The sequence below is a fragment of the Chelativorans petroleitrophicus genome (assembly GCF_025398195.1).
Lineage (GTDB): Bacteria > Pseudomonadota > Alphaproteobacteria > Rhizobiales > Rhizobiaceae > Chelativorans > Chelativorans petroleitrophicus.
Map to the genome: position 1 here is coordinate 50796 of NZ_JAODNV010000009.1, position 23885 is coordinate 74680.

The following is a 23885-nucleotide window of genomic DNA, read 5'->3' on the forward strand; positions in this document are numbered from 1 at the left end:
GCCCAGAAAGAGCCTGCCGCGCCGGCGGTAAAGATGCTCATGGGCTATGTGGAACTTGCTGACGACCCTCGCTATGACGAGGATCGCGCAGAGGCTGAGATACCCGTAAGGCCGCTTGGAAGACCATTCGACGCGACGGCCGTGGGCATCTCCGACGCAGAGCAGATCGGGAAGGTCATTGGCGTCGACTTCGCGATCGAACGCAAGAGCGGGCAGAATATCGAAGAGCTGATTGCGGCCACCCAGGCCTGGTCCGAACAGGGGGTCGGCTTCATTTTGGCCGATCTGCCGGCGCCGCAGCTTCTGGAGCTTGCCGACGCGCTCATCGACCGGGACATGATGATCTTCAACGTGGCGGCCCCCGAGGATGCTTTGCGCGGCGAGAGCTGCCGCGAGAATGTGATCCATGTCATCCCCAGCTACACCATGCTGGCGGATGCGCTGGTCCAGTACCTGGCCTTCCGCAACTGGCGTAAGATCCTCGTGTTGCAGGGCCCCTTGGAGGGCGATGCCCAAATGGTGGCGGCCGTCGAGAGGGCGGCCCAGCGCTTCGGCGCCCAGATTGTCGAGGTTCGCCCGTTCCAGCTTACCAACGATCCGCGCCAGCGCGAACAAAGCAACGTGGCGCTTGTGACGTCGGATGCGGACTACGATGTCGTCTTTGTCGCCGATACGGATGGCGAGTTCGCGCGCTATGTTCCGTACGCCACCCAGTTGCCTCGCCCTGTCGTCGGAGCTGCGGGATTGGTTCCATCGGCTTGGCATTGGAGTTGGGAGAGGCATGGCGCTCCCCAGCTCAACAGCCGCTTTGAAAAGGCGGCCGGAAGGCGCATGGCCGGAGAGGACTGGGCGGCATGGACTGCCATTAAGGCAGTCGTCCAATCGGTTCTGCGCAGCAAATCGACGGATTTTCAGCCGGTGAAGGATTACTTGCTGGGAGAGCGCCTAACCATTGACGGCTTCAAGGGCAATCCGCTCAGTGTGCGCAGCTGGGACCACCAGATCCGCCAGCCCATTCTCCTGACCGTTGGAAATGCGGTTATTGCCCGCGCGCCGCTCGAGGGTTTCCTGCATCAGACCAACGAGCTCGATACGCTGGGCGTGGACGAGCCGGAGACGGCATGTCAGTTCTAGTCCGGGAACCTGAAAGCCGAAGGCCTCGAACAGTACAGTTTCGATAAGCCAATGAAAAGCGCCCACGCCTTCTCCGCGCTCAGAGCCATAGTGCGCCGTGAAGTCGTCAAGTTCACTCACCAGTATGGCCGGCTCTTCTCCGCACTGGTGCGGCCGGCCCTGTGGCTGGTCGCCTTTGCCGCCGGCTTCCACAACATTCTCGGCGTGTCGATCATCCCGCCCTACAGGACCTACATCACCTACCAGGAGTATATGATCCCGGGGCTCCTGGGCATGGTCCTGCTGTTCAACAGCATGCAGTCGTCGCTGTCGCTCGTGTACGACCGAGAAATGGGGACGATGCGACTGCTGCTGACTGCTCCGCTGCCGCGCTGGTATCTGCTTCTGTGCAAGCTGATGGGCGGTGCGGCACTCTCGACCCTGCAGGGCTATGCATTCCTCCTGGTTGCGTGGCTGTTTGGAGCGGAATTGCCGGCCTCGGGGTATTGGCGCGTGCTTCCTGCGCTCATTGCCGCGGCGCTTATGCTGGGTGCAATCGGCCTTCTTCTTTCAGTTTATGTCCGGCAGCTGGAAAATTTCGCCGGTACGATGAATTTCGTCATTTTCCCGATGTTCTTCATCTCCACAGCTCTTTATCCGCTATGGAAAGTGCGGGAAAGCGGAGCGGAATATCTTTACCAGATCGCGCTCGTGAACCCGTTTACGCACGCCGTCGAGCTGATCCGCTTCGCGGCCTACGGTCAGTTGAATGTGCAATCGTTGGCGGTGGTTGTGGGGATGAGCATACTTTGCTTTCTGCTCTCCGTGATCGGCTACGACCCGCAGCGTGGCCTCATCCGTAGGCGCGGCGGCATGGAGGCCTAAATGTTGCTCCTAATATGCTTCCAACCCACGCGCGTGGTATAGGCGCTTAGAACGGTGGTAAGCACCTCTCGCTGTCCGCCGGATCATACCGTCCCCTGCCGTGGCTGGCCTTCATACTGGCCGTTTCTTAGCGGTACTGTTCCAACACCTACGTGCCGACGAAAACGCGTCTGCGTGAGCTCTCGATGTGGGCGCGCATGCGCGCTCGGGCAGCCTCGCTGTCTCCGTCGCTAATCGCCTCGAAGATGGACATGTGCTCAGTATATGCGAGCATGAGGCGCTCCGCCGGCGGGAGGGGGGAGAGAGCGCTCGCCACCTGCATGCCGACGCGGATTGCCTGCGTCGTCACCTCGATCGTCTTTGCGTAGTAATCGTTCTCGGTCGCCCGGGCGACGGAGAGATGAAAGCCGATGTCTTCTTCAGCACCGAGATCGTTCCGTTTGATGGCGGCATCCATAGCCTTCAACGCGTTTTCGATGTCCTCCAGGCGTTTCTGCGAGCGCCGCTCGGCAGCCAGAAAGGCAGACTCGCCCTCTATGCCGACCCGGAACTCGTAGCAGCGTTGAATGTCGGCGATGCTGCCCGGCCGGGCGAATTCGAATACGGTGCGGCTTGGTTTGCCAGTGACGAAGCTGCCGGCGCCCGGTCGGCTGGTGATCAGCCCGTCTATGCGCAGCCGAAGCAGCGCCTCGCGCACCACCGTTCGCGAGACGCCGAACTGTTCCGCAAGCTCCACCTCTGTCGGCAGCCGGTCACCCTTAACCCACTCGTCGCAGGAGATGCGGCGATAGATTTCCTCGTAAACGCGATCGCTCAGCGAGCGGCTTGAATCCAATGCGCCAGAGTTTTCGTCAGGCTGGGCCTGAAAACTTCTTGCCATCCTCCGTCTCTCACACTTTCGAATTCTGCCCGCCCTCCGCTCGACAGGCCTGTTCGAGGTCTAGCAAATCCTTCACGCATTTTGCGACTGTCTCGTGCTTGTCCTTTGCAATATTGGCAAGCAGCGGCAGGATTGGCCCCATGTCCGCGATGCCCGAGAGCGTGACGGCGTCATGCATGACGCCGAAGCCATCGATCTCCGCGCGCTGCCGTTCGAATTCCAGGAAAGGCGCGCGCAGCCTCTCGGCGGTCTCCAAGTCTCCGGCGCGATATGCGTGGAGGGTGGCGAGTGCGGCGGCAGGTGCAATGCAGACCGCCCCGGATGTGTAGGTGGCAAGTCCGTAAGTCATCAGGTGCGAATGGATGGGCCGTTCGCCCATGCCGCTTGCCACGCGCTCTGCTCCAATGGCGGCGACTATGTCAGACAAATAGGTGTCGCCTTCCGGGTTGGCACGCTCCACTGCATATTTGACGAAGCGCACCGAGCCTGCCTTCACCATCCGCTCGAGCTGGTCGGGCTCGATATAGTTGTTTTGCTTGATGTAGAGGATAACGCCGAAACCGAGCGCCTCGGCCACGAGACCTACGCCGCGCTCGATGCCTGCGGCTCTCGCCGGAAACGCGGTCGGCAGCACCATAACGTCGGAAAAACCCTTGTCGCGCACGATTGGCGCCTGGTCGAGCATCTTGCCGAAATCCGGACCGATGGACGGGATAACCGCCGTTGAGGGCCCCGCGGTCTCACGCAGGAGATCGAGAAGAGCGCGGAAGCGGCCGAGGTCGATGTGGTAGAGATTGGCGTTGCCGCCGTAGAGCAGGATGCTGATGCCACCAGCTTCGATGTGTCGGACAAGAGCGGCGTTGGCAGCCGGGTTGAGTTCCAGGCTTTCGGTCCAGGCCACAGGCGGCACGGCCACCACAGATTTCCGGAAGTCTGCCAGTTCCAGGCGCTGTTGACGCATATCCCGCTCCGTTTCTCTTGCGTTCCGTAAGTCGCAACCCCCAAGGGTCAGCCGCCGGCATCCTATACACCGTCGCCTGAAGGATCAATATCAATCATACCAACTGTAGATTTGTATGACTAATTGACCAGCACAGGAGTTTGTCGTACTAGAGCTCCGAACGGGGAGGTGACGACGTGCCCAAGAAGCCGGAAGAGCTCAGAAGTCATCGATGGTTTGGCGTGAACGATCTGCGTTCGTTCGGCCACCGTTCGCGGTTGAAGCAGATCGGCTATGACCGCGAGGATTTCGCCGGCAAGCCCGTCATCGCGATCATCAACACCTGGTCCGACATCAACCCTTGCCACACGCATCTGCGCGCTCGCGCCGAAGAGGTAAAGCGCGGCGTATGGCAGGCGGGCGGGTTCCCTGTCGAAATGCCGGCCATCTCGCTCGCCGAGACCTATCAGAAGCCGTCAACCATGCTCTATCGCAACCTGCTTGCCATGGAGGTGGAGGAACTTGGCCGCAGTTATCCCGTCGACGGCATGGTGCTGCTCGGCGGCTGCGACAAGACCACACCCGCGCTTCTCATGGGCGCCATCTCGGCCGGTCTGCCCTCGGTCTTCGTTCCAGCGGGACCGATGTTGCGCGGGAATCTACGTGGCGGCTATCTGGGATCGGGTTCCGACACCTGGAAATACTGGGACGATCTGCGCGCTGGGCTGATCTCGGAACGCGACTGGGCTGACGTCGAGAACGGTATCGCGCGCTCCTTCGGCACGTGCATGACCATGGGCACGGCCGCCACGATGATGTCGGTGGCCGAAGCCATGGGCATGACTCTGCCTGGGGCATCCTCCATCCCGGCTCCGGATTCCAACCACTCGCGCATGGCCTCGGCCGCCGGGAGGCGCATCGTCGAGATGGTTTGGGAAGACCTGACCCCGGATCGCATCATTACGCCGCGCGCGGTGGACAACGGCATCGCCGTACACCAGGCGCTGGGCGGATCGACCAATGGCATCATCCACATCATCGCCATTGCGCGTCGGGCCGGTATTCCGCTCGGCCTCGACCGTTTCGACGAGATTTCGCGGAAGGTGCCGGTCGTCGCGAACATCCGCCCGTCGGGCGCCTATCTCATGGAAGATTTCTATTATGCCGGCGGGCTGCGGGCCTTGATGAGCATGTTGTCGCCGCATCTCGATCTTTCCTGCCAGACGGTCGCCGGCATTCCGCTCGGCGAGGCGATCAAGGGCGCGCAGATCTGGAACGAGGACGTGATCCGTCCCCTCGATCGGCCTGTCTTTCCTCAGGGCGGAACGGCGATCCTTTATGGCAATCTTGCGCCTGCGGGTGCGGTGATAAAGCCGTCGGCCGCGGAGCCGCGGCTGCTCAAACACCGCGGCCCGGCGATTGTCTTCGAGGGCTATGACGAGATGGCCGAGGCCGTCGAGCGCGAGGATCTCGAGGTCACGCCCGATCACGTACTGGTGCTGAAGAACGCGGGGCCTCTGGGCGGGCCAGGCATGCCAGAGTGGGGTATGCTGCCCATCCCAAGGAAACTGGTGAAGGCGGGCGTGCGCGACATGTTACGCATCTCCGATGCACGCATGAGCGGCACGTCCTACGGCGCCTGCATCCTACATGTGGCGCCCGAGGCCTATGTCGGCGGGCCGCTCGCCCTTGTACGCACCGGCGACATGATCGACGTGGACGTCGACGCGCGCAGGCTGCACCTCGATGTGCCCGAGGAGGAACTTGCGAGGCGCCGCGCTGACTGGATGCCTCCGCCCCAACGCCTCCCTCGTGGCTTTGGCGCGCTCTATGCCGCCCATGTCTCTCAGGCCAACGAAGGATGCGACTTCGACTTTCTGTTGCCCGGCGCCAGGCTGCCGGAACCCGAGATCCACTGAACAAACGGAACGAACGACATGCAAGAATACAGTCGCGATGACATCCGCGTTACAGGTATCCGCCTCCACACCGTTCAGACGCGGCGCCGCACGGGCGCCATCAGCTCCCACATCGTGCTGGAACTGGACACAGATGCCGGGATTGTGGGTGTTGGCGAAATCTCGGATCTGGACTGCTACCGCATGTACATGCCTGACCCAGAGGCGATCCGGATAGGGCTGGAGAAGGTGGCGTTAGGGCAGAATGTCTTCCAGATAGCAGCCCTTCACGAGCGGCTTCTTGCTTACATGCCGGCCTATTTCCGCTACGCGAACACCTACCCGCCTTTCACGCCCGCGTCGCAGGTCGCGGCGGGCATCGAAATGGCGTTCTACGATGTCGTCGGCAAGGCGCTCGGCGTGCCGGTGCACACGCTGCTCGGCGGCAAGGTGCGTGATTCTTTCGAGGTCACTTACCCCGTTTTCCAAGCCAAGAAGGAGAGCGATACCGAACGTTATCTCGGCTACATGGCGGACCTCATCGAGGAGGGCGTGACCCGCTTCCGCTACTATGTCGGCGTGGACTTCGAGCAGGACGAGCGGTTCCTGGCGGCTTTCCGAGATCGTTTCGGTGACCGCGTGCAGCTGAAGGCGCTGGATTTCCAGGGCCACTTCCACTGGAAGGAGACGCTGCGTATCTACGAGCGGTTCAAGCAGTACAATTTCGAGCTGATCGAAAGCCCCGTGTGGGCCGAGGACTATGAGGGCATGGCGGAGCTTCGCCGCCATGTCGAGGTGGACATCAGCGAGCACATCTCGAGCTTTGCCCAGGCCATGCGCATGATCAAAGCGGGTGCGGTCGACGTATTTAACATCACCATCCAGTCCGGCGGCATATACCAGGCCAAGAAGCTGTTCGACCTGGCGGAAGCGGCTGGCCTGAAATGCCTGATCAGCACCACCCAAGAGATGAGCATCGGCACTGCCGCCAATGCGCATTTGGCTGCCGTCGTCCCGGCGCTGCATTACGCGGGCGATCCGGTGGGGCCGCTGCTCTACGTGGACGACGTGGTGAGGGAAAAGCTTATCTACGAGGGCACCCGCCTGATCGTGCCGACGAAACCCGGCCTCGGCTTCGAGATAGATCGCGATCGCCTGGAGGCTCTGCGGGCGCCTTTGGTCGAATGGGAGCGCCCGGCCCATGGCGCCAACTACGTGTCCGATTGAGGAGGAAGCGATGAGTGAGACACAGTACGGCCTCGGCGCGCTGAAGGTCTTCAACGTGCTGGACAAGCTCGAAGGCCATCCGCCGCGCACCAACTTCAATGTCTTCCGCCTCGACGGGAAATACAATCTACGCATCGCGCGGGTTGAGGGCCGCTTCCCATGGCACCGCCACACCAATGGCGACGAGGGCTGGCTGATCCTGAAAGGCAGGCTTCGGATCGATGTCGAGGGTGGACCTTCGCTCGAAATGGGGCCGCTGGAAGGCACCATGATCCCGAAGGGGTTGGTCCATTCGCCGCTGGCGCTGGAGGAGGACACCGTGGTGGCCGTCTTCAACGTGGACGGCTTCCAGCATGAATTCCGGGACGCCAACCCCGATCTCGGAGCTTTCTCGGAGAATGATGCCCGGTGAAGGCTTTTCCGACCCGGCATGGGTAGGATTCGAAAGCAGGAGGAAACGAAATGAATCTCAAATCTCTACGACTGACGAGCTTGGCGCTTGCCGCCGCTGCCTTTGCCTTTGCAGCTCAGGCTGCCGACTATCCTGTTTCTTCGGTGCGCCTGCTGGTGCCCGCCAATCCGGGCGGTTCCACGGACGTGAACGCGCGCCTCTTCGCCGAATACTTCCAGCGGCATTCGAACGCGAGTGTCGCGGTGGTGAACCAGGCCGCCGGCGGCGGCGTGGTGGCCGCTCAGACGCTTGCGACCGGACCGAAAGATGGCAGCATGCTGTATGTGTGGCATGCCGCACTGCACACGACCAACGAGTTCGGCCAGTCGCCGTTCCCGTACACGGCGTTCACCCCGCTCGCAACCACGGCCGACTATAACGACGTCTATGCCGTAAGGGCCGACGCACCCTATTCGACCGTGCCGGAGCTTGTTGAATATGCAAGGGCCAATCCGGGTCAGGTGACGGTTGGCTCGCAGCTTGGGGGTACGACGCAGATCAAAGGCGATGCGCTGAACAAGGCTGCGGACGGCGCGATGCGTATCGTCGACGCCGGCGGCGAGTCCGACCGCATAACAGCTCTGCTTGGCGAGCAGGTGGACGTGATCAGCATGAGCGTGGCCAACGCCAAACAGTATGTCGAAAGCGGGCAGATGAAGGTGCTCGCGGTCATCAACAAGAACCCCGACCCCTTCGTCCCCGAATGGCCGACCACGGCGTCGCAAGGTGTCGACATCTCCTTCCCTCTGGTTTTCACCATCTATGGACCGGGCGAGATGGACCCGCAGGCTGTCGAGGCGTTCAAAGCGGTGCTCGAGGAGATGAAGGCGGATCCGGAATACGCGGAAGCGCTGGAGAAGGCGAGCCAGGTTCCCTCCATTCGAGGCCCGGAAGAGACCGCCGAGTTCCTCAAGGAGGAGCTTGAATTCGTGCAGTCCCTGATCGACTGAGCTGCGGCTTCAGTGACGGCGCGGTCCTGAGCCGCGCCGCTGCTGCCCTGCGACGGAGCAACCGCTATGACTGTGGACCGTTCCTTTGGTCTTGCCTTTATCGTCTTTGCGGCAGGGATGTTCCTTGCAGTTCACGGCGTGGAAGCGCCGTTTGCCGGAATGGGGGATCCGGGGCCGAAGCTTCTACCCTACCTTCTCGCGGCCGGTATGGCTGTAATCGGATTTTTGCTTGTCATACGCCCCGGTGCCGCGCCGGCCTCGGCCAGCGCTGATACAGAGCCGGAAGCGGCAGGCAGCAGCGTCATGGTGGACCCGCCGGCATTGCCAGTGCGGATAGCGCTTGCCGTTGCACTGGTTGCCTATGTCGCGCTGTTCGAGCGCCTGGGTTTCACGCCGGCGACCTTCCTGTTGCTCGCGTTCGGAATGATAGTTTTAGGGCCGCGGACGCTAAGGGGAGCTCTGATAAGCATAGGCCTTGCCGCGTTGCTGACGATCGCTGTCGGCGGTTTCCTTACCGGTCTTATCGGTATTCCGCTTCCCGGCGTGTGGATGCTTTGAGATGTATCAGCCTTTCCTTGACAATCTGCTGCAGCTCGCCCAGCCACTGACGCTGCTCATCCTCACCGCGGGGCTTTTGCTCGGCCTCTTCTTCGGTGCATTGCCGGGGCTGAGCGCCACGATGGCCGTCGCGATCCTTCTGCCTATCACCTTCTCGATGGAGCCCGATATGGGGCTTGCCATGCTGGTGGCCACATATATCGGCGGAATTTCCGGCGGGCTTGTGGCTGCCACATTGCTGCGCATCCCGGGCACGCCTTCCTCCATCGCCACGACGTTCGACGCGTACCCGCTGGCATGTAAGGGCGAAGCCACGAAGGCGCTAGCGACAGGCATGATCGCGAGCGCGGTCGGCGGGCTGATAAGCCTTGCGGTGCTTGTCGCCTTTGCCCCCATGCTCTCTCGATTCGCCATCCGTTTTGGCGCGCACGAATATGCGATGCTGACGCTTGCCGCGCTCATGTTGGTGATCGTGCTCTCGCAGGCAAACCTGCTCAAGGGACTGGCCACCGCCTTCCTTGGCTTGGCAGTTGCCACTGTGGGCTTCGCGCCGATCGGCGGGACGCAGCGTTTCACCTTCGGTGTGGTGGATCTCATGGGTGGCATCGGGATCGTGCCCTTTATGGTGGGCCTCTTCGCCGTCTCCCAGCTTATCCGCGAGGCCACGGAAAAATCCGTCCGCGTGCGCCAGAATTTCGATATCCGGGGCACGGGCGTGCGCTTATCCGAATTCGTCGCTAACATAGGCAACATGCTGCGCTCCAGCGCGATCGGCATCGGCATCGGCGTGCTACCCGGCATCGGCGGGGCCGCCTCCAATCTTGTGGCCTACGGCGCTGCGCGGCAGGCGTCCAAGAACCCGGAGGAATTCGGAAAGGGCGCTATCGCTGGCGTTTATGCGTCCGAGTCCGCAAACAACGCCAGTATCGGCGGTGCGCTTCTGCCGTTGATCACGCTCGGCATTCCCGGCGACGGCGTGACGGCGATCCTGATCGGCGGCTTCACCATTCACGGATTGCAGCCGGGGCCGCTGCTGTTCCAGAACGCCCCTGACGTGGTGGCGATGATCTACGCCGCCTTCCTGGTCGCCACGCTGCTGCTCCTCATTGTCCAGCTCGCAACGATCAGGATATTCCCGCGCGTCCTTCTTGTCCCGCGGCACTATCTTCTGCCGGTGCTTGCCATGCTCATGGTAGTGGGCACCTATGCGGCCGATAACCGGCTGTTTGACGTGTGGCTCATGCTCGGGTTCGGCGTGTTGGGCTACCTTCTGGAGCGCTACGGTTTCCCGCTGGCGCCGATGGTGCTGGGTTTCGTGCTCGGTCCCATTTTCGAGACCAATCTCAGGCGCGCGCTCATGTATTCTGAGGGAGATCTGCTGCCCTTCGTTACACGGCCGATTTCCGGTGTTCTTCTGGTGATAGCGGTGGCGCTTCTGTTCTACGGGGCGAGTTCGCTGATGCGCTCTCGGCGAGCTGCCTGAGGCCCCGCCAAGCGGTACTCGGAATCCGCCCCACTAAGGTATTGGAGATCGCGTGATTGCGATCTCCAACACAAAGGCTGCAAATACCCAGCCGTCGGCACGAACCAGCTACGTGGCAGAAAAGCTCGATCAGGCGTAGCGCGCTGCGAAATCGCCTTCAAAGGTGAAATCGGAGGTTCTGAAATCCCCCCGCCACGGATCGGCTTTCTCCCGTGTCAGCGCTGTGAGATCACGAAGTCGCTTCCGGCCGTCTTCGCTGAGTGCAGTCAGAACGGCGCGCTCATCGGGAAAATGATCCTGCACTGCGTCGAGCCAGATCGACCGACCTGCCAGAAACCCTTGCGCGCCGGCAGCATAGGAGTAGCTGAGCACGCGATGGAATTGTACCGGGGTAGCCCCTCCTGACAGCAGCACCCAAGGGATGCCGGCTTGCCGGCAGATGTTGCCGATCTCTTCAAATGCACTAGCAGCGATTTTTGCTGCCGAACTCCCATCCATCGCCGGCAGTGAAGCGGCAGGCAAGGGAGCTTCCAGCTTGAATAGATCGACGCCGTATTCCGGTTTGGCGAACTCGCGAACGCTTTCGATCACCAGATCTGCTTTCTTGTCCGGGGCTTCCACATAGTCGGTGGTGTGGGCAGCGCTCGCAGGAAAGGGGTAGACCAAAAGTTCCAGCACGTAAGGGATATCATAGCGGCGGCATTCCGCCCCGACGGCGCGCACGAACGCCTGCTGATGGGCGATAACGTCCTCGCTTGCGTCAGGCCGGTACCAGGCAAGCACCTTGACGGCGTCTCCGCCAATGCGCCGGATTTTCTCGACGCTCCAATTGTCGATGGCGCGCGACTTGCGACCGCCCGGTGTCTCCTCGAAGCGGTGATCCTCAAGGGTCACGACCAACCCGGTTTTGGACGGAAGAATATCGATCGCGGCGGGGATGGCAAAGTTCGGGTCAAGGAGCATGGAGCTTGCATCTTTGCCCAACGCCTTCACCAGCAGACGCTTCACCAAAAGCATGTCGGCAAAGGTCACCGCCTCCGGTGCGATGGACTTCGCCTTTGCGATGGCAGCGATCAGTGGCGGCCGCTGATCCAGCGCCACCATCGTGAAGTATCCGTCCTCATCGGCCAGCCGAGTGAGGCCGCGATTCTTACCGATCGTGCTCATGCGCAGTTCTCCATAGATGAAGCGTTTCGTCCAATGTGGGAATCCCGTCACGGCCGCCAGGCTTTGTGCATTTCAGGGCTGCGGCGGCAGAGGCGAACGTAAAGGCCTCGGCGATCGGCGCTCCGGCCGCGAGGCCAAAGGCGTAGGCGCCGTGGAAGACATCGCCCGCGCCAGTGGTGTCTACAGAGCGCACAGGGAATGCGGGCTGATGGCAGGTCTGACCGTGCTCGCGCCACGTAACGCCTTTACTACCTTCCGTGACCGCTGCGATCCTGCAGCCATAGGCCTCGATCTTTGCCAGCGGATCTGGCGCGTTGCGGGCATATACCTCGAGTGCCCGTTTGGAAAAGACGGCATGATCAGTCAGAGGTAAGAGAAGGTCGAACACTTCCGGATCCGCCACATCCGCATCGAGCACCGTGGGAACGCCTTTCTCGCGCGCGGCGGCAAAGACTGCCGCGGCACCTTCCGGCCAGCGCGGGTCTGCCAGCACCGCGCCTGCCTCTCCGATTTCTGTGAGGGGTAGCCATCCCGGATCGGTTGGCTGGTTCGCGCCGCGGAAGTTGACAATCTGGCGTTCCCCCCGGGCGTCGACGATGACCCCGGAAATGGACGAGCGGGCGCCAGGAAAGAGCCGGAAGTTGGAGACGTCCACCTTCCGCTCTTCCAGGTCACGCCGCATCAGATGACCATGAGTGTCGTCGCCGGCTCTTCCCCAGAATTGCACGCGAGCACCGAGCCGGGCAGCCGTGACGGCTGCTGTCGCAGCCATGCCGCCGCCGATGGTCCTGAAATCGGATGCACGCACCTTGCCGCCGCCGGGATCGGCGAACGTTTCGACTGTCCATACATAGTCAAGGGCCGACAGGCCGAGGCAAATGAGATCGGGCGTGTTTTCGCACCATCGCGGAGGGAAGCGTGTCATGGCCGGCAACGTTGTTTGGTTCGGATCGCTTGTCGGAGGTCAGCAGATGGCCTCGCCGGTCTCCGGCATGAAAAGATGAACCTTGTTGGGAGCGGGTATCAGCGGGAGCACGTCGCCAGGTTTCGGCCGCAGGTCAGGAGAGACTCTGGCAACCGCGTCTATGCCACCGGCCGTGAAGTGAACCAGCGTATCTGAGCCCAGCGGTTCCACCAGGCTCACCTGCGCTTTGAAGGCGGCCGGATCGTCAGGCGCAAACAGGAAGTGCTCCGGGCGCACGCCGAGTGTCAGTGGTTGGCCAGCTTCGATCGCCTGCGACCTTACCGGGAACAAGCGTTCCGCCGGGAAAGATACTCCATCCTCAAGACAGATTTCACCGTCCGTCATGCGTGCAGGGATGAAGTTCATGGAAGGCGAGCCGATAAAGCCAGCGACGAACATGTTAGCCGGCTTCTCATAGACTTCTTCGGGGCTACCCACCTGCTGGATCACTCCGGACTGCATCACGACGATGCGATCCGCCATGGTCATAGCTTCTATCTGGTCATGGGTGACGAACACCATTGTGGTGCGCAGCTGCTGCGACAAAGCCTTGATTTCGGCGCGCACCTGAGCACGCAGCTTGGCGTCCAGGTTCGACAATGGCTCGTCGAAGAGGAAAACCTTGGGGTCGCGCACGATTGCGCGCCCCATGGCCACCCGTTGGCGTTGGCCGCCGGACAAAGCCTTTGGCCTGCGGTCGAGAAGCCCATCGATGTGCAAGAGCTTGGCTGCCTTTTGCACACGTTCCTCGATCTCGGCCTTGCTCATGCCGCGCATCTCCAACGCAAAGGCCATGTTCTGCCGCACGGTCATGTGCGGGTACAGCGCGTAGTCCTGGAACACCATGGCGATGTCGCGCTTTGCCGCCGGCACGGTGTTCACACGCTCCTCGCCAATATAAACGTCTCCTTCGTTTACGCTCTCGAGCCCGGCGAGGATGCGCAGAAGGGTGGATTTGCCGCAGCCGGACGGGCCGACCAGCACAACAAACTCATGATCGGGAATATCAAGGCTCAGATCGGGAATGACGGTCACGTTGCCGAAGCGCTTGACCAGGTTCCGGATTCGTATGGACGCCATCAGCGGGCCTCCTCGAAGGCAAGAACGGGCTTGATCAGGTGGCCACGGGCGAAGCGGGCAAATTCCTCAGGCAGGGCATCGAGGTTGAACCGTTCGTCCACCAGGCGAGCGTATTTCTTCTTGTTGGCGCGCAGGATTTCCAGGTTCTCCGCAAAATCCCGCTTCGGAAAGTAAAAGGTCCTGAGCATCATGAAGTCCTTGCGCCGGAAAACTTTGTCTTCCGTGATGGTCCAGGGGGCGGCGTTTTCGCCAACCAGCACGATCGCGCCTTTCGGTAAGATGATCTCGATAGCCAGGTTGCGCGCTGCATGTGCGCCCGAGCATTCGACGATCAACGCAAAGCGCTTGTCCCGGCTACCGACAGGATGCGCGATGGCGCCGAAGTCGGTGGCGATTGCCAGCCGTTCCTCATTGGGATCGGAGACGAAGATATTGGTGAAGCCGAAAGCTTTCAGTGCCAGGATAACACCGAGCCCCACGGGGCCGGCGCCGGTCACCAGCACGTCCGGGTTTGTCTCGGCCGGCACCAGACGGCGCGCCTCTCTGACGGCGTGGGCGGACGTTCCGATCGTATCCAAAAGCAGCGGGCCCAGATCGTCTTCGATGTCGTCGGGGACCGGCAGCAGGCAATTGTCGGGTACGGCCACATATTCGCAATAGCCGCCATCTCTGTTCCAGCCGATGAGCGAAGAGACATTGAGGCACATTTGCGTGTCGCCGGCCCGGCAGCTCTCGCACTCACCGCAATGGAGCGGGATGTACACGGCACAGCGTTTGCCATCCATGGCGTGCCCGGGATGCTCCACGCGTCCGAAAATCTCATGGCCTGCGATGTATTCGGCACCCTTGTGCCACAGCTTGAAGTCGGAGCCGCAGAGCGCGGTGCGCAAAATCCGCACCAGTGCCTCGCCTTTTGCCGGCACGGGTATGGGACACTCCTCTATGGTGATCCGCTTATCGCCATGGAAAACCGCTGCGAGCATGGTTACAGCACTCGGCATGACAATCATCCTTTGACGGCGCCCAGCGTGAGGCCCGAGACAAGCCAGCGCTGGACGATAATGGCGAGGACGAGAGGCGGTAGGGCAATGAGGGTCGCTGCGGCCATCAGCGCGCCCCAGTTGGTCGAACCCTCTCCGATGAAGTTGAACGAAGCGGCTATCAGCGTCTTCGTGTCAGAATTGGACAGCACGAGCGCAAAGAGGAAGTAATTCCAAGAAAACACGAAGGCGAGAATGGACGAAACGGAAAGGCCGGCGCTCACGAGCGGCAGGGCGATGCGGTAGAAGACGCGAATGGGCGAGCAGCCATCCACCTGCGCCGCCTCGAAGATGCTGCGTGGGATGTTATCGAAGAAGGGCAGGAGCACCCATATAACGATCGGCATAGTGATGACCGCGTGGGTCAGGATAAGCGCCCAATAACTGCCGATCATATCGATCTGGCGGAACATCAAATACCAGGGCAGGAGAAAGAGCGTACCCGGCGCCATCCGCGCCAGCAGGGTTACGATAGCCGGCCAGGTGATCCGCGTCCAGGAAACGACAAACGCCGCCGGCGTGCCGAGCAGGATGCCCAGGGCCGTCGAAGCGGAGGTGACGACAGCGCTGTTGATCCCGTACTGGATGAAAGGCGTCCTTTCCCACAGCGAGACGTAGTTCGTAAGCGTCGGTGTGAAGAATAGCGTCGGCGGATAGGCCGTGACCTCATGGGAAAACTTGAATGAGGACAGCACCATCCAGAGTGTGGGTGCAACGACGATGATGCCGGCGACCATCAGGAGAACCGTGTTGAGGTAGCCGATCCAGCGGTCGGCCGAAGGGGTGCTGGTCATTTCCGTCCTCCTACCAGGCGACTGCGTTGCGGAGTCGGTTGAGCGCCAGCACCACGCCAAGCACCAGGGCCGAAAGGGTGATCATGAGAGCGCCGGCATAGCCGAACTGGAAGAACTCGAAGCCCATCCTGAAACCATAGATATTCAGCGTCGTGGACGCATTGGCCGGGCCGCCCTGAGTGGTGATGTAGATGAGGTCGAAGAAGCGCAGAAGATCGACGCTGCGAAGCACCATCGCCGTCACCAGTGTCGGCAGCAGCAGAGGCAGGGTTATGCGAAACAGGGTCTTCGTACGGGACGCGCCGTCGATTTCGGCAGCCTCGTAGACACTTGGCGGAAGGGACTGGAGTCCCCCCAGGACGATCAGAGCGACGTAGGGCGTCCACTGCCAGGTATCGATGAGGGCAAGCGTCGGAACGACCAGGGCAGGGGAGGCGAGCCAGTTCGATGGCGGGAGACCGAGGGATGTGAGAATGTAGTTCGCCGCGCCCAGGGAAGGGTCAAGTATGATGAGCCACATCATCCCGGCCACCACTGGCGGCAGCATGAAAGGCGAGATGAAGAGCGAGCGGATGAAGCCCGGCAGCCTGCGCGCCCGAAACAGAAGCAATGCAAGGGCGGTGCCGCAGACGAGTTGCAGTGTCAGGGACAGGACATAGAGATAGATGGTGATCCACAGGCCATTCCAGAACTGCCCGTCCTTCACCATGCGCACATAGTTCGCCACGCCATCGAAGCGCATCATGCCGGTGGCGGAAACTGCCTGGAAGCTGATCCAGATCGTGTAGCAGAACGGAAAGGCGATCATTACCACGGTGAAGATCACCGACGGTGCGGACAGGGCGGCAAGCTGAGCCTTTTGGGAGTTCGACGTGTCCATCAGGCACTCCGCGGTTCACCCTGCGAGATATCCGCCGTCAACAGCAAAGACGCTGCCGGTGACATAGGAAGAGGCAGGCATGGTGAGATACACGACCGTGCCGGCCACATCCTCCGGCTGGCCCCAACGCTTGAAGGCTGTTCGTGCAGCGATCCGCTCGTAATGCGCGCTGTCTTTGCGGCCTTCGGCGTTAATGGCGGTCTCGATAAAACCCGGCGCCACCGCGTTGACGCGGATGCCCTCGGCGGCCCAGGCATGCGCAAGCGCCTTGGTAAGCATCACGACGCCTGCCTTACTCGCGCAATAGGCGGGAATACGCGGCAGCGCGGTAAAGGCATTCATGGAAGCGATGTTGACAATGGCGCCCTTTCTAGCCGCAAGCGCCGCGCGAAACGCGAGGCAGGTGCTGAAGGTGCCGGTCAGATTGACCTCGATCACCTTACGGAAGATGTCACGCTCATACTCCTCGTCGCGACGCAGGATTCCGGCACAGTTGACAAGGGCATCAACCTCATTGAAGCGGCCGGCATAGCGATTGACGGCTTCGTCCTGCGTGACATCGAGACACTCAAGCGACAGACGGGGATGTCCCACTGATGCGAGACGGGCAATCTCGTCCTCGCTTATGCCGGTCGCGCTCACTTCCGCACCAAGGTCAAGAAAGAGCCGGATGATGGCCGTCCCGATGCCGCCGGCACCACCGATCACGACGGCACGGAATCCTTGCGGTAGTTCAAATGGAACGCCAGACATTCAGCCAAATCCGAGATGGAGCCGCCCGTGTCGGGCGGCTCGGTTCATGGTTTACGGGTTGCGGCTACTCCCGCGCGATCAGCGCGTTAAGCTGCTCATCGGCGGCGGCACAGGCTTCTTCCACCGTGCTCGTGCCGAGGAGAACGGCGTTGACAGCCTGGCCAATGTATTCACGCGACTCCGGGTTCTGGATGATCGGATAGCCCACCTCTGAGGTACCCTCGTCGGCAAGATGTTCCAGAGCCTTCTGCCACTGCTGACGCACCGGCTGCTCTGCGAGCCAGGCCTGGTAATCAGGATTGGAGGCAACGGAGTTACGCGGCGGTGCTATGCCTTCGAGCGCCAATTTCGACTGCATTTCGGGGCTGCTTGCCCACTGGACAAAGTACCACGCAGCATCCGGATTGGCGCTGAACTGCGAGATGGCAAGCGCCCAGCCGATGGTGGTGGGGTGGGATCCGCCGTCGCCTGGCGGCAGCGGCACGATCGCGGTATCTTCAAGCCGAGCGCCACCCTCCATCACGGCCGGGAACTCGTTCGAGGACTGGAATGACATGACCGATCGGCCCTCGCGATAAAGCGAGGTGAGCTGATAGAAGGAGTAATTGACCACTCCTGGCGGGCCATAGTCCTTCAGCAGCGATGCGTAGAGCTCGATCGCCTTCTTTCCCTCCTCAGAGCAGAGGTTGGACTTTCCGTCCGCCATATAACTTCCACCCATATTGTGGAGGAAATTGCTGAAGGTATAAGGAAGCGCCGGCACCAAGCCTCGCGAGGCGAAGGCGGTCATGTCGGGCTTGCATTCCTTGATCTGCGCGGCGACTTCGGAAATCTTCGACAGGTTGTCGGGTGGATTGACGCCGCACTCCTCAAAAACGTCAGTACGGTAGTAAAGTAGCGGCCCCTCGATATTCAAGGGAACGCCGGTGAGCACACCGTCGAAGGTCGCCGCTTCCACGAGCGCAGGACTGAAGCCTTCGAAATCGTAGTCTGGAGCGGCATTTTCCGTGGCATAGGGCAGGAGGTCCTTGTACCAGCCGGCCGCTGCGAACTGCATGCCTTCGCGGGACGGCAAAGTCATGAAAATGTCTACCTCGTCGCTGCGCGCGTTCATGACGGTCAACAGACGCTGCCGCATCTGTTGCTCCTGATAGGTGTCTACGCGCAGCGTTATTCCGGTCAGTTCCTCGAATTCGTCCTGATACTTGAGGACCGCCGTCGCCCACGGATTGTTGTTGGCAAGGAATGTTATCGTCTCGCCTTCATGCGCCCTCCAGTCGAAGTCCTGCGCCTTGGCGACAGCACCCCAGCTAGCCGACAGAAGCAGTGCTGCTGCAAAGGCTGGCAATGGTTTCAGCATTGATCGCACGGTGAATCCCTCCCTTGGTTAAGCCGCCTGTAAGGACAGCGGAATAGCAGGCGTTGTGCTGTAACCGGTTACATACCGCCTCAATTCATCACTGTCAATTTAGGCAAGCTCCAAGTGCGCAGGCTTGGTTGAATCGCAGGAAAGTTGCATTTCCAGCGGGATTGATGCAAAAAGGTATATGCATTGCCATTCCTGAATCGACATGAAACCGTTTTCTGACAAGCCGGCGAGCACACTGCTAAAGGAAGCTAAATCCGTTGGTATCCGTGAGGTTGCGAAGCGGGCAGGAGTTTCTACAGCCACGGTTTCGCGCGCTCTTAACAGCCCTGAATCGGTGAGCACTGCACTGCGTGCGCGCATCAAAACGGTGATTGACGAACTCGGTTACATTCCAGACGCTTCCGCCCGTGCACTCTCGAGTCGGCGGACCCGCACCATCGGCGCCATTGTGCCCACGATCGACAACGCCATGTTTGCCCGCGGCTTGCAGGCGCTGCAGTCCTATCTTGCTACGCAGGACTATCTGCTACTTCTTTCCACCAATGAGTACGACCTCGACATTGAGCTCAAGCAGGCGCGCAATCTTGTCAGCCGCGGTATAGACGGGCTCATCCTCCGCGGAGACAAGCGGCATGACGAACTGCGAAAACTGCTCCTTTCGCAGAAGATCCCGTTCGTGAATGTCGGGGTTTACGAGCCTGAGAAGCCCTATCCCAGCGTCGGCGTGGACAACATGGCGGCGGGTCGCCGCATTACACAGCATCTGATCGACTTAGGACACCGGCGTATCGGCATCGTCGCAGCGATGCAGCGCAACAATGACCGCGCGCAAGCGCGTCTGGCCGGCGTTCTCCAAGTTCTGGAAGAGCATGCCTGTCCACTGCCCGAGCGGTGGATGGTTCAGGTGAACTATAATCTTGATGATGCACGGCAGGCGGCACGGTTCATCCTGGGAGAGAGCGATGGCCCGACGGCGCTGGTATGCGGCAACGACGTCATCGCCTATGGAGTGATGCTGGAGGCGCAGAAATTGGGGTTCGATGTGCCACGGCAGCTCTCGGTGGTCGGCTTCGATGATCTGGAGTGGAGTCGGCACCTGCGGCCGAGTCTGACAACAATTCACATGCCGACCGACGAAATTTGGGTTCGGGCCGGTGAGTATCTGGTGAAGCGCCTGGCGGGCGAAAATGCGATCATGCACCGTGAAATCGATTTCTCGCTGGTGGTTCGCGAATCCACCGCGCCACCTGGAGATTGAAGCCAATCGGCTGATATCCTTTGATGCTTATTTGTCCTCATGTCCGGGTAGCATCCATACCTTGGATGCAGCCGTCAGTGCCAGGCATGCGCACTGCTGGGCACGGCCATGCCCAGAGAAGGGTGTTTGAGAAGTTACGGCCGGAGCCTGCCTGGCGCGTATCCTGTCACACGTTTGAAAGCCCGGCTGAAGGCCGCCTGCGAGGCATAGCCGAGGCGCTGCGCAGCGGTTTCGATGGGCATCCGCTCGCGCCCGATCCATTGCGCCGCAAGCCGCATTCTCACTTCCGCCACATAGCGCAAGGGCGTCACACCCGTGACCTGAACGAACCGATCGGCAAAGACGGACCGTGAGCTGCCCATTTCACGGGCAAGCTCGGCAACGGTCCAGTTCCTACCGGGATCGCGGTGGATCGCGGCGATGACTCTCCCAAGACGCGGATCGCGCAGGGCCGCGACCCAGCCGCTGGCATCGCCGCAGCCGCACTCCACCCATGCCCGCACAACAAAGGCGGCAATGACATCGGCCAGTCGGGCGAGGATGCCGGCATAGCCGGCGCGGTTCCCGACCGCCTCGCGCTCCATCGCTTCAAGCATGGGCAAAAGCTCGGGATAACGGTCGAGAAGCGTGCAGACGCGCATGACCTCCGGCATCAGCCCAATCAGCGGGTGCATGCTGCCGAGATCGAACTCCATGCATCCGCTGAAGATGAGGACGTTGTTCGAGGAAGGCCCAGCCGAACAGGACCGGATGGCGCTGACCCCGTTGCACAACGCGGTGGTCTCGTAGGCTGCGAGGTCCCGGCCCGGCAGATCGGGCTGCGAGACCAGGTCGTGCGCGCCGCCGCGCGGCAGCAGCACGGCGCCGCCGCTTTGAATTTCATGAACTGTCTCGCCGGCGCGCAGGAACACCGGTCCACGCGCGATGAAATGAAACTGCGCCTTGCCTTCCGCTTCGCCCATCCGCAGACCGAAAGGCGGCGTGATCTCGATACGGCGATAATTGAGCCCGACGAGCCTCATGCCCATCAGCAACTCGCTGATGAGGTCCACGCCCGCCTCTCGCGCTCCGAAGGATTCGGACTTTCGATCAAGCATTCCGGATCATGTGACATAGCGCGTCCGAAATGTCCATCCTAATTCTGCGGCACTGAGGAATTTGGTGCTTCGTGAAGGAGCGATTGATGAACAAGTTGGAGCGATGGTCAGATGTACGGCAGGCGCAGGCGGAGCCGGCCTGGGGCGCGGTCATTTCGATGGCGCTGGGAGTGTTCGGATTGGTAACGGCGGAGTTCCTGCCTGCCAGTCTTCTTACCCCGATGGCGGCCGAGCTCGGCGTTACTGAAGGACAGGCCGGCCAGGCCGTCACCGCGACCGCCGTCGTCGCGTTCCTAGCAAGCCTGCTGATTTCGGCCACTCTGAAGCATATGGACCGGCGGCGTGTTCTTCTGGGCTTCTCTATCCTTCTGCTGGCGTCGAATCTCATGGTTGCCTTCGCGCCCGGCTATCTGCTTCTGCTCTTCGGGCGCGTGCTGCTTGGTGTCGCCCTCGGCGGCTTCTGGTCGATGTCGGTGGCGATTGCCATGCGGCTGGTGCCGGAGGCGCTGGTGCCCCGGGCATTGTCGATCATCTTAAGCGGCGTTTCCGCCGCCACCATTCTGGCGGCTCCCGCCGGGAGCTATCTCGGCGACATCGCCGGATGGCGCAACGTTTTTCTACTGGCGGCGGGGGTTGCGGCCATCGCATTGGCCGTGCAGTTTGCGACGCTGCCCAGGATGAAGCCAAGCGGCGCCACGGGTCTGCGCACGCTGGCCGAAGTGGTTGCTAGGCCCGCAATGGGCCGCGGCATGGTCGCGGTCATGCTGGTCTTCACCGGCCATTTTGCCTTCTTCACCTACATCCGCCCGTTTCTTGAGACGGTGACCGGTGTCGGCATCGACGCGCTGTCCGGCATCCTTTTGGGCTTCGGCGTGGCGAATTTCGCGGGAACGCTGCTGGCCGGAGCGATGATCGAACGCAGCCTGCGGCTGACCCTGATTTCCATGCCGCTGCTGATGGCGTTTCTCGGTTTCGCGCTGGTAGCCTTCGGCTACCTGCCGGCCGCAGCGGCCGCGATGGTGGCGCTGTGGGGGTTGGCCTTCGGCGCGGTCCCTGTCGCCTGGTCTACATGGCTCGCCCGCACCGTTCCCGATCAGGCGGAAAGCGCCGGTGGTCTGCTGGTTGCCGCAATCCAGCTCGCCATTTCGATCGGCGCGGCGGCCGGAGGCGCGGTTTTCGACCTGACCGGCGCCACCGGGGTGTTCGGGACGGCCGCTTTCGTTCTGCTGATGGCGGCGGCGATCATCTTGATTGGCATCAGCGCCCGTCCGGCATCCGCCGTAGCCTGAACCCGCTGCCTCCATTTTTCGAGGTGGCCGCTGGACCCTTTCTGTATTTCCGGCAATACAGAGAGGGTCCAAGTTACTGTTTTTTTTGCAATTTCGGACGGAAAACCAGTATCCACTTTTTCTGGAATTGCGCGTCCCGGTAGCCGTCTCAGTGGACCGGGCGGCGCGCGGGGCCGGTTCCGATGATGCGCATGCGGATCGCCGCCGAAATGGCGTCGATGATGTAAACCATGACGATGATCAGGATGATGATCGACCAGGCTTCGTCCCACCGGTAGGCGCGGATGCGGTCGGAAAGCAGAAACCCGATCCCTCCGGCACCCACGATGCCGAGGATCGTGCTCGAGCGCACATTGCTTTCGAAATTGTCAGCGTGATTGAAAGGATGACCGGGATCGCCTGCGGCATCACGCCGAAATGGATGGACTGCAGCCAGGAGCCGCCCGCCGCCATCACGCCGTCGACCGGCTTCTTAGAGGTGTTTTCGATCGCTTCGGCGTAGAGCTTTCCCAATACGCCAATCTCGCCGATGGCGATGGCCAGTACGCCCGCAAGCGGCCCGAGCCCGAAGGCGCGGATGAAGATCAGGGCGAGGATGAGCGTTTCGAAGGCGCGGATCACATCGAAGCCGCGGCGGACGCTGAAGCGCAGAACGGGCAGGCGGTTGATGTTCTTGGCGCCGAACAGTGAAAGCGGCCTGGGCGATCCGTCGAACATCACCCGGCCCGCCTGCATGGCGACGATGCGGTCGCAGTAGGTCCGCGCCGTATCCAGCGTGTGCAGATTGACGATGACGGCGATGCCGTCCTCGCGATTGATGCGCCGAAGAGCTTCCATCACGCGCGTGGCATTGCCCGGATCGAGACTGGCGATCGGCTCGTCGGCGAGCAAAATGCGCGGCTTCTGAACCAGAGCGCGGGCGATCGCGGCCCGCTGCTGCTGCCCGCCCGAAAGATTTCCCGCTCGCTCCAGCGCTTTGTGGGCCAGCCCAAGTCGCTCCAGCGCGAGGATGGCTTCCGCGCGCTCCTCTTCGGAAAAGCGCTTCATCATCGAGGAGAGGAAGCTGTGATCCGAAAGACGCCCGATCAACACATTGGTGAGGACATCCATCCGCTCCACGAGGTTGAATTGCTGGAAGATCATGGCGCAGTCGCGCCGCCATTGGCGCAGCGCCTTGCCGCGGAGCGCGTCACGCCAAGCTGCGCCATGAGATTGACCTTGGCCACCGTGTCGTCGTCATGGCTCGCCAGCCGTACATTGTGGGCATGGCACGTCTTCGAGATCCGGGCGAGCGTTGCGGCAAGTTCCTCGGCAGGGCGCGTGCGTTCCTCGATCCGGCGCGCGACAAGGGCTGCGGCTTCCTCGCGCGTAACGCCCTTGTCGGCAGCCATGCGCGCCGCGACCCGCTCCAGATCGCGATACTGCCCCTGTTCCGGCGTATGGTCGGTCAGCGAGATCAGTTCCACCGCGCCCTCGCGGATCAGCTCATCGATGACTTCAAGTGCATTGGGAAAGGTGATCTCGAACCGCGCATGGACGCGGTGAGACGGTGCCGCGCGGGTGCTGCACGCGAACCTCGGCCTCGGCCAGCCTGAGTTCGTTGACTGTCGGATGCGCGTTACCGTAGCCGCGCATCGCCGAGTAGCCGAGGGCAAGCACGCCGCCCGTATCGGCGCGGGCGAGGCTTTGCAGCACATGCGCCCGGGGGGCGGGGAAAAGCAGTGCCTCTCGCGTAAGGTCCGGGATCGCTTCTGGCGCGATCTCTTCTCTTGGAGGATCGGCCACCAAGCGTATTCAACAGGCGCGCAT

General features: G+C 61.5%; 24 protein-coding genes and 1 pseudogene. 10 read left to right on the top strand and 15 right to left on the bottom strand.

The features are described from left to right. Positions 1-33 precede the first annotated feature (33 nt). Both NYR54_RS08820 and NYR54_RS08825 read left to right on the top strand, forming a co-directional pair. The gene (locus tag NYR54_RS08820; protein WP_261515264.1) at positions 34-1134 is read left to right on the top strand and encodes an ABC transporter substrate-binding protein; all 1101 of its coding nucleotides are present in this window, start codon (positions 34-36) and stop codon (positions 1132-1134) included. Positions 1135-1143: 9 nt separating this feature from the next. Next, positions 1144-1998 carry an ABC transporter permease gene (locus NYR54_RS08825; RefSeq protein ID WP_341484293.1) on the top strand — a complete coding sequence of 285 codons (855 nt, stop codon included), beginning with the start codon at positions 1144-1146 and terminating at the stop codon, positions 1996-1998. A gap of 148 nt (positions 1999-2146) precedes the next feature. Here the strand turns inward: NYR54_RS08825 and NYR54_RS08830 are convergent, their stop codons facing one another. Together NYR54_RS08830 and NYR54_RS08835 are read right to left on the bottom strand one after the other, a co-directional pair. Next, a complete protein-coding gene (locus NYR54_RS08830) occupies positions 2147-2878 on the bottom strand; it encodes a FadR/GntR family transcriptional regulator (RefSeq protein ID WP_261515266.1) in 732 nt (243 codons plus the stop codon). 10 nt (positions 2879-2888) lie between these two features. Further along, entirely contained in the window at positions 2889-3839 is a 951-nt protein-coding gene (locus NYR54_RS08835) for a dihydrodipicolinate synthase family protein (RefSeq protein ID WP_261515267.1), read from the bottom strand. A 176-nt stretch (positions 3840-4015) separates the two neighbouring features. On the opposite strand from NYR54_RS08835, the gene araD reads away from it, so the two are divergent. From araD to NYR54_RS08865, 6 genes are all read left to right on the top strand, one after another. Further along, a complete protein-coding gene (gene araD, locus NYR54_RS08840) occupies positions 4016-5737 on the top strand; it encodes an L-arabinonate dehydratase (protein WP_261515268.1) in 1722 nt (573 codons plus the stop codon). Positions 5738-5755: 18 nt separating this feature from the next. Further along, positions 5756-6943, top strand: a complete 1188-nt coding sequence (locus tag NYR54_RS08845) for a mandelate racemase/muconate lactonizing enzyme family protein (RefSeq protein ID WP_261515269.1) — start codon at positions 5756-5758, stop codon at positions 6941-6943. 10 nt (positions 6944-6953) lie between these two features. Further along, a complete protein-coding gene (locus tag NYR54_RS08850; RefSeq protein ID WP_261515270.1) occupies positions 6954-7355 on the top strand; it encodes a cupin domain-containing protein in 402 nt (133 codons plus the stop codon). A gap of 50 nt (positions 7356-7405) precedes the next feature. Then, positions 7406-8344 (top strand): tripartite tricarboxylate transporter substrate binding protein, encoded by a 939-nt coding sequence (locus NYR54_RS08855; protein WP_261515271.1) that lies wholly within the window; start codon positions 7406-7408, stop codon positions 8342-8344. Positions 8345-8410: 66 nt separating this feature from the next. Continuing rightward, positions 8411-8902 (top strand): tripartite tricarboxylate transporter TctB family protein, encoded by a 492-nt coding sequence (locus tag NYR54_RS08860; protein ID WP_261515272.1) that lies wholly within the window; start codon positions 8411-8413, stop codon positions 8900-8902. Between the two features lies 1 nt (position 8903). Then, positions 8904-10385 (top strand): tripartite tricarboxylate transporter permease, encoded by a 1482-nt coding sequence (locus NYR54_RS08865; protein WP_261515273.1) that lies wholly within the window; start codon positions 8904-8906, stop codon positions 10383-10385. A gap of 129 nt (positions 10386-10514) precedes the next feature. Here NYR54_RS08865 and NYR54_RS08870 read toward each other — a convergent pair whose 3' ends face one another. The 8 genes from NYR54_RS08870 to NYR54_RS08905 all read right to left on the bottom strand — a co-directional run bounded on the left by NYR54_RS08870 (position 10515) and on the right by NYR54_RS08905 (position 18423). Beyond that, positions 10515-11489: a tagatose 1,6-diphosphate aldolase gene (locus NYR54_RS08870; protein ID WP_261515274.1), complete on the bottom strand. Its 975-nt coding sequence runs from the start codon at positions 11487-11489 to the stop codon at positions 10515-10517. 46 nt (positions 11490-11535) lie between these two features. Further along, entirely contained in the window at positions 11536-12477 is a 942-nt protein-coding gene (locus NYR54_RS08875; protein ID WP_261515275.1) for a PfkB family carbohydrate kinase, read from the bottom strand. Positions 12478-12516: 39 nt separating this feature from the next. Continuing rightward, entirely contained in the window at positions 12517-13596 is a 1080-nt protein-coding gene (locus tag NYR54_RS08880) for an ABC transporter ATP-binding protein (RefSeq protein WP_261515276.1), read from the bottom strand. Next, a complete protein-coding gene (locus tag NYR54_RS08885) occupies positions 13596-14597 on the bottom strand; it encodes an alcohol dehydrogenase catalytic domain-containing protein (RefSeq protein ID WP_341484289.1) in 1002 nt (333 codons plus the stop codon). Before NYR54_RS08885 ends, NYR54_RS08880 begins: the two co-directional genes overlap by 1 nt. Before the next feature lie 5 nt (positions 14598-14602). Next, a complete protein-coding gene (locus NYR54_RS08890) occupies positions 14603-15430 on the bottom strand; it encodes a carbohydrate ABC transporter permease (protein ID WP_261515278.1) in 828 nt (275 codons plus the stop codon). A 10-nt stretch (positions 15431-15440) separates the two neighbouring features. After that, a complete protein-coding gene (locus NYR54_RS08895) occupies positions 15441-16310 on the bottom strand; it encodes a carbohydrate ABC transporter permease (protein WP_261515279.1) in 870 nt (289 codons plus the stop codon). A 15-nt stretch (positions 16311-16325) separates the two neighbouring features. Next, positions 16326-17063: an SDR family NAD(P)-dependent oxidoreductase gene (locus NYR54_RS08900; protein ID WP_261515280.1), complete on the bottom strand. Its 738-nt coding sequence runs from the start codon at positions 17061-17063 to the stop codon at positions 16326-16328. A 64-nt stretch (positions 17064-17127) separates the two neighbouring features. Beyond that, positions 17128-18423, bottom strand: a complete 1296-nt coding sequence (locus tag NYR54_RS08905; RefSeq protein ID WP_261515428.1) for an ABC transporter substrate-binding protein — start codon at positions 18421-18423, stop codon at positions 17128-17130. A gap of 211 nt (positions 18424-18634) precedes the next feature. Here NYR54_RS08905 and NYR54_RS08910 point away from each other — a divergent pair, with 211 nt between their 5' ends. Continuing rightward, positions 18635-19690: a LacI family DNA-binding transcriptional regulator gene (locus NYR54_RS08910; protein ID WP_261515281.1), complete on the top strand. Its 1056-nt coding sequence runs from the start codon at positions 18635-18637 to the stop codon at positions 19688-19690. 134 nt (positions 19691-19824) lie between these two features. On the opposite strand, the gene NYR54_RS08915 is transcribed toward NYR54_RS08910, so the two are convergent. After that, complete coding sequence (locus tag NYR54_RS08915) at positions 19825-20787, bottom strand: AraC family transcriptional regulator (RefSeq protein ID WP_261515283.1); 963 nt, start codon at positions 20785-20787, stop codon at positions 19825-19827. Between the two features lie 86 nt (positions 20788-20873). Here NYR54_RS08915 and NYR54_RS08920 point away from each other — a divergent pair, with 86 nt between their 5' ends. Further along, positions 20874-22076: an MFS transporter gene (locus NYR54_RS08920; protein ID WP_261515284.1), complete on the top strand. Its 1203-nt coding sequence runs from the start codon at positions 20874-20876 to the stop codon at positions 22074-22076. Between the two features lie 240 nt (positions 22077-22316). On the opposite strand, the gene NYR54_RS19275 is transcribed toward NYR54_RS08920, so the two are convergent. The 4 genes and pseudogenes from NYR54_RS19275 to NYR54_RS08935 all read right to left on the bottom strand — a co-directional run bounded on the left by NYR54_RS19275 (position 22317) and on the right by NYR54_RS08935 (position 23861). Continuing rightward, on the bottom strand, positions 22317-22763 hold the full coding sequence (locus tag NYR54_RS19275) for a PhnE/PtxC family ABC transporter permease (protein WP_341484294.1): 447 nt from the start codon (positions 22761-22763) through the stop codon (positions 22317-22319). After that, positions 22743-23261 (bottom strand): annotated as a pseudogene (locus tag NYR54_RS08925) (phosphonate ABC transporter ATP-binding protein); the annotation flags it as partial. The gene NYR54_RS19275 and the pseudogene NYR54_RS08925, both read right to left, overlap by 21 nt. Beyond that, entirely contained in the window at positions 23216-23542 is a 327-nt protein-coding gene (locus NYR54_RS08930; RefSeq protein ID WP_261515286.1) for an amidohydrolase family protein, read from the bottom strand. The pseudogene NYR54_RS08925 and the gene NYR54_RS08930, both read right to left, overlap by 46 nt. 31 nt (positions 23543-23573) lie before the next feature. Then, positions 23574-23861 (bottom strand): carbon-phosphorus lyase complex subunit PhnI, encoded by a 288-nt coding sequence (locus tag NYR54_RS08935; protein ID WP_261515287.1) that lies wholly within the window; start codon positions 23859-23861, stop codon positions 23574-23576. Between the last annotated feature and the right edge of the window lie 24 nt (positions 23862-23885).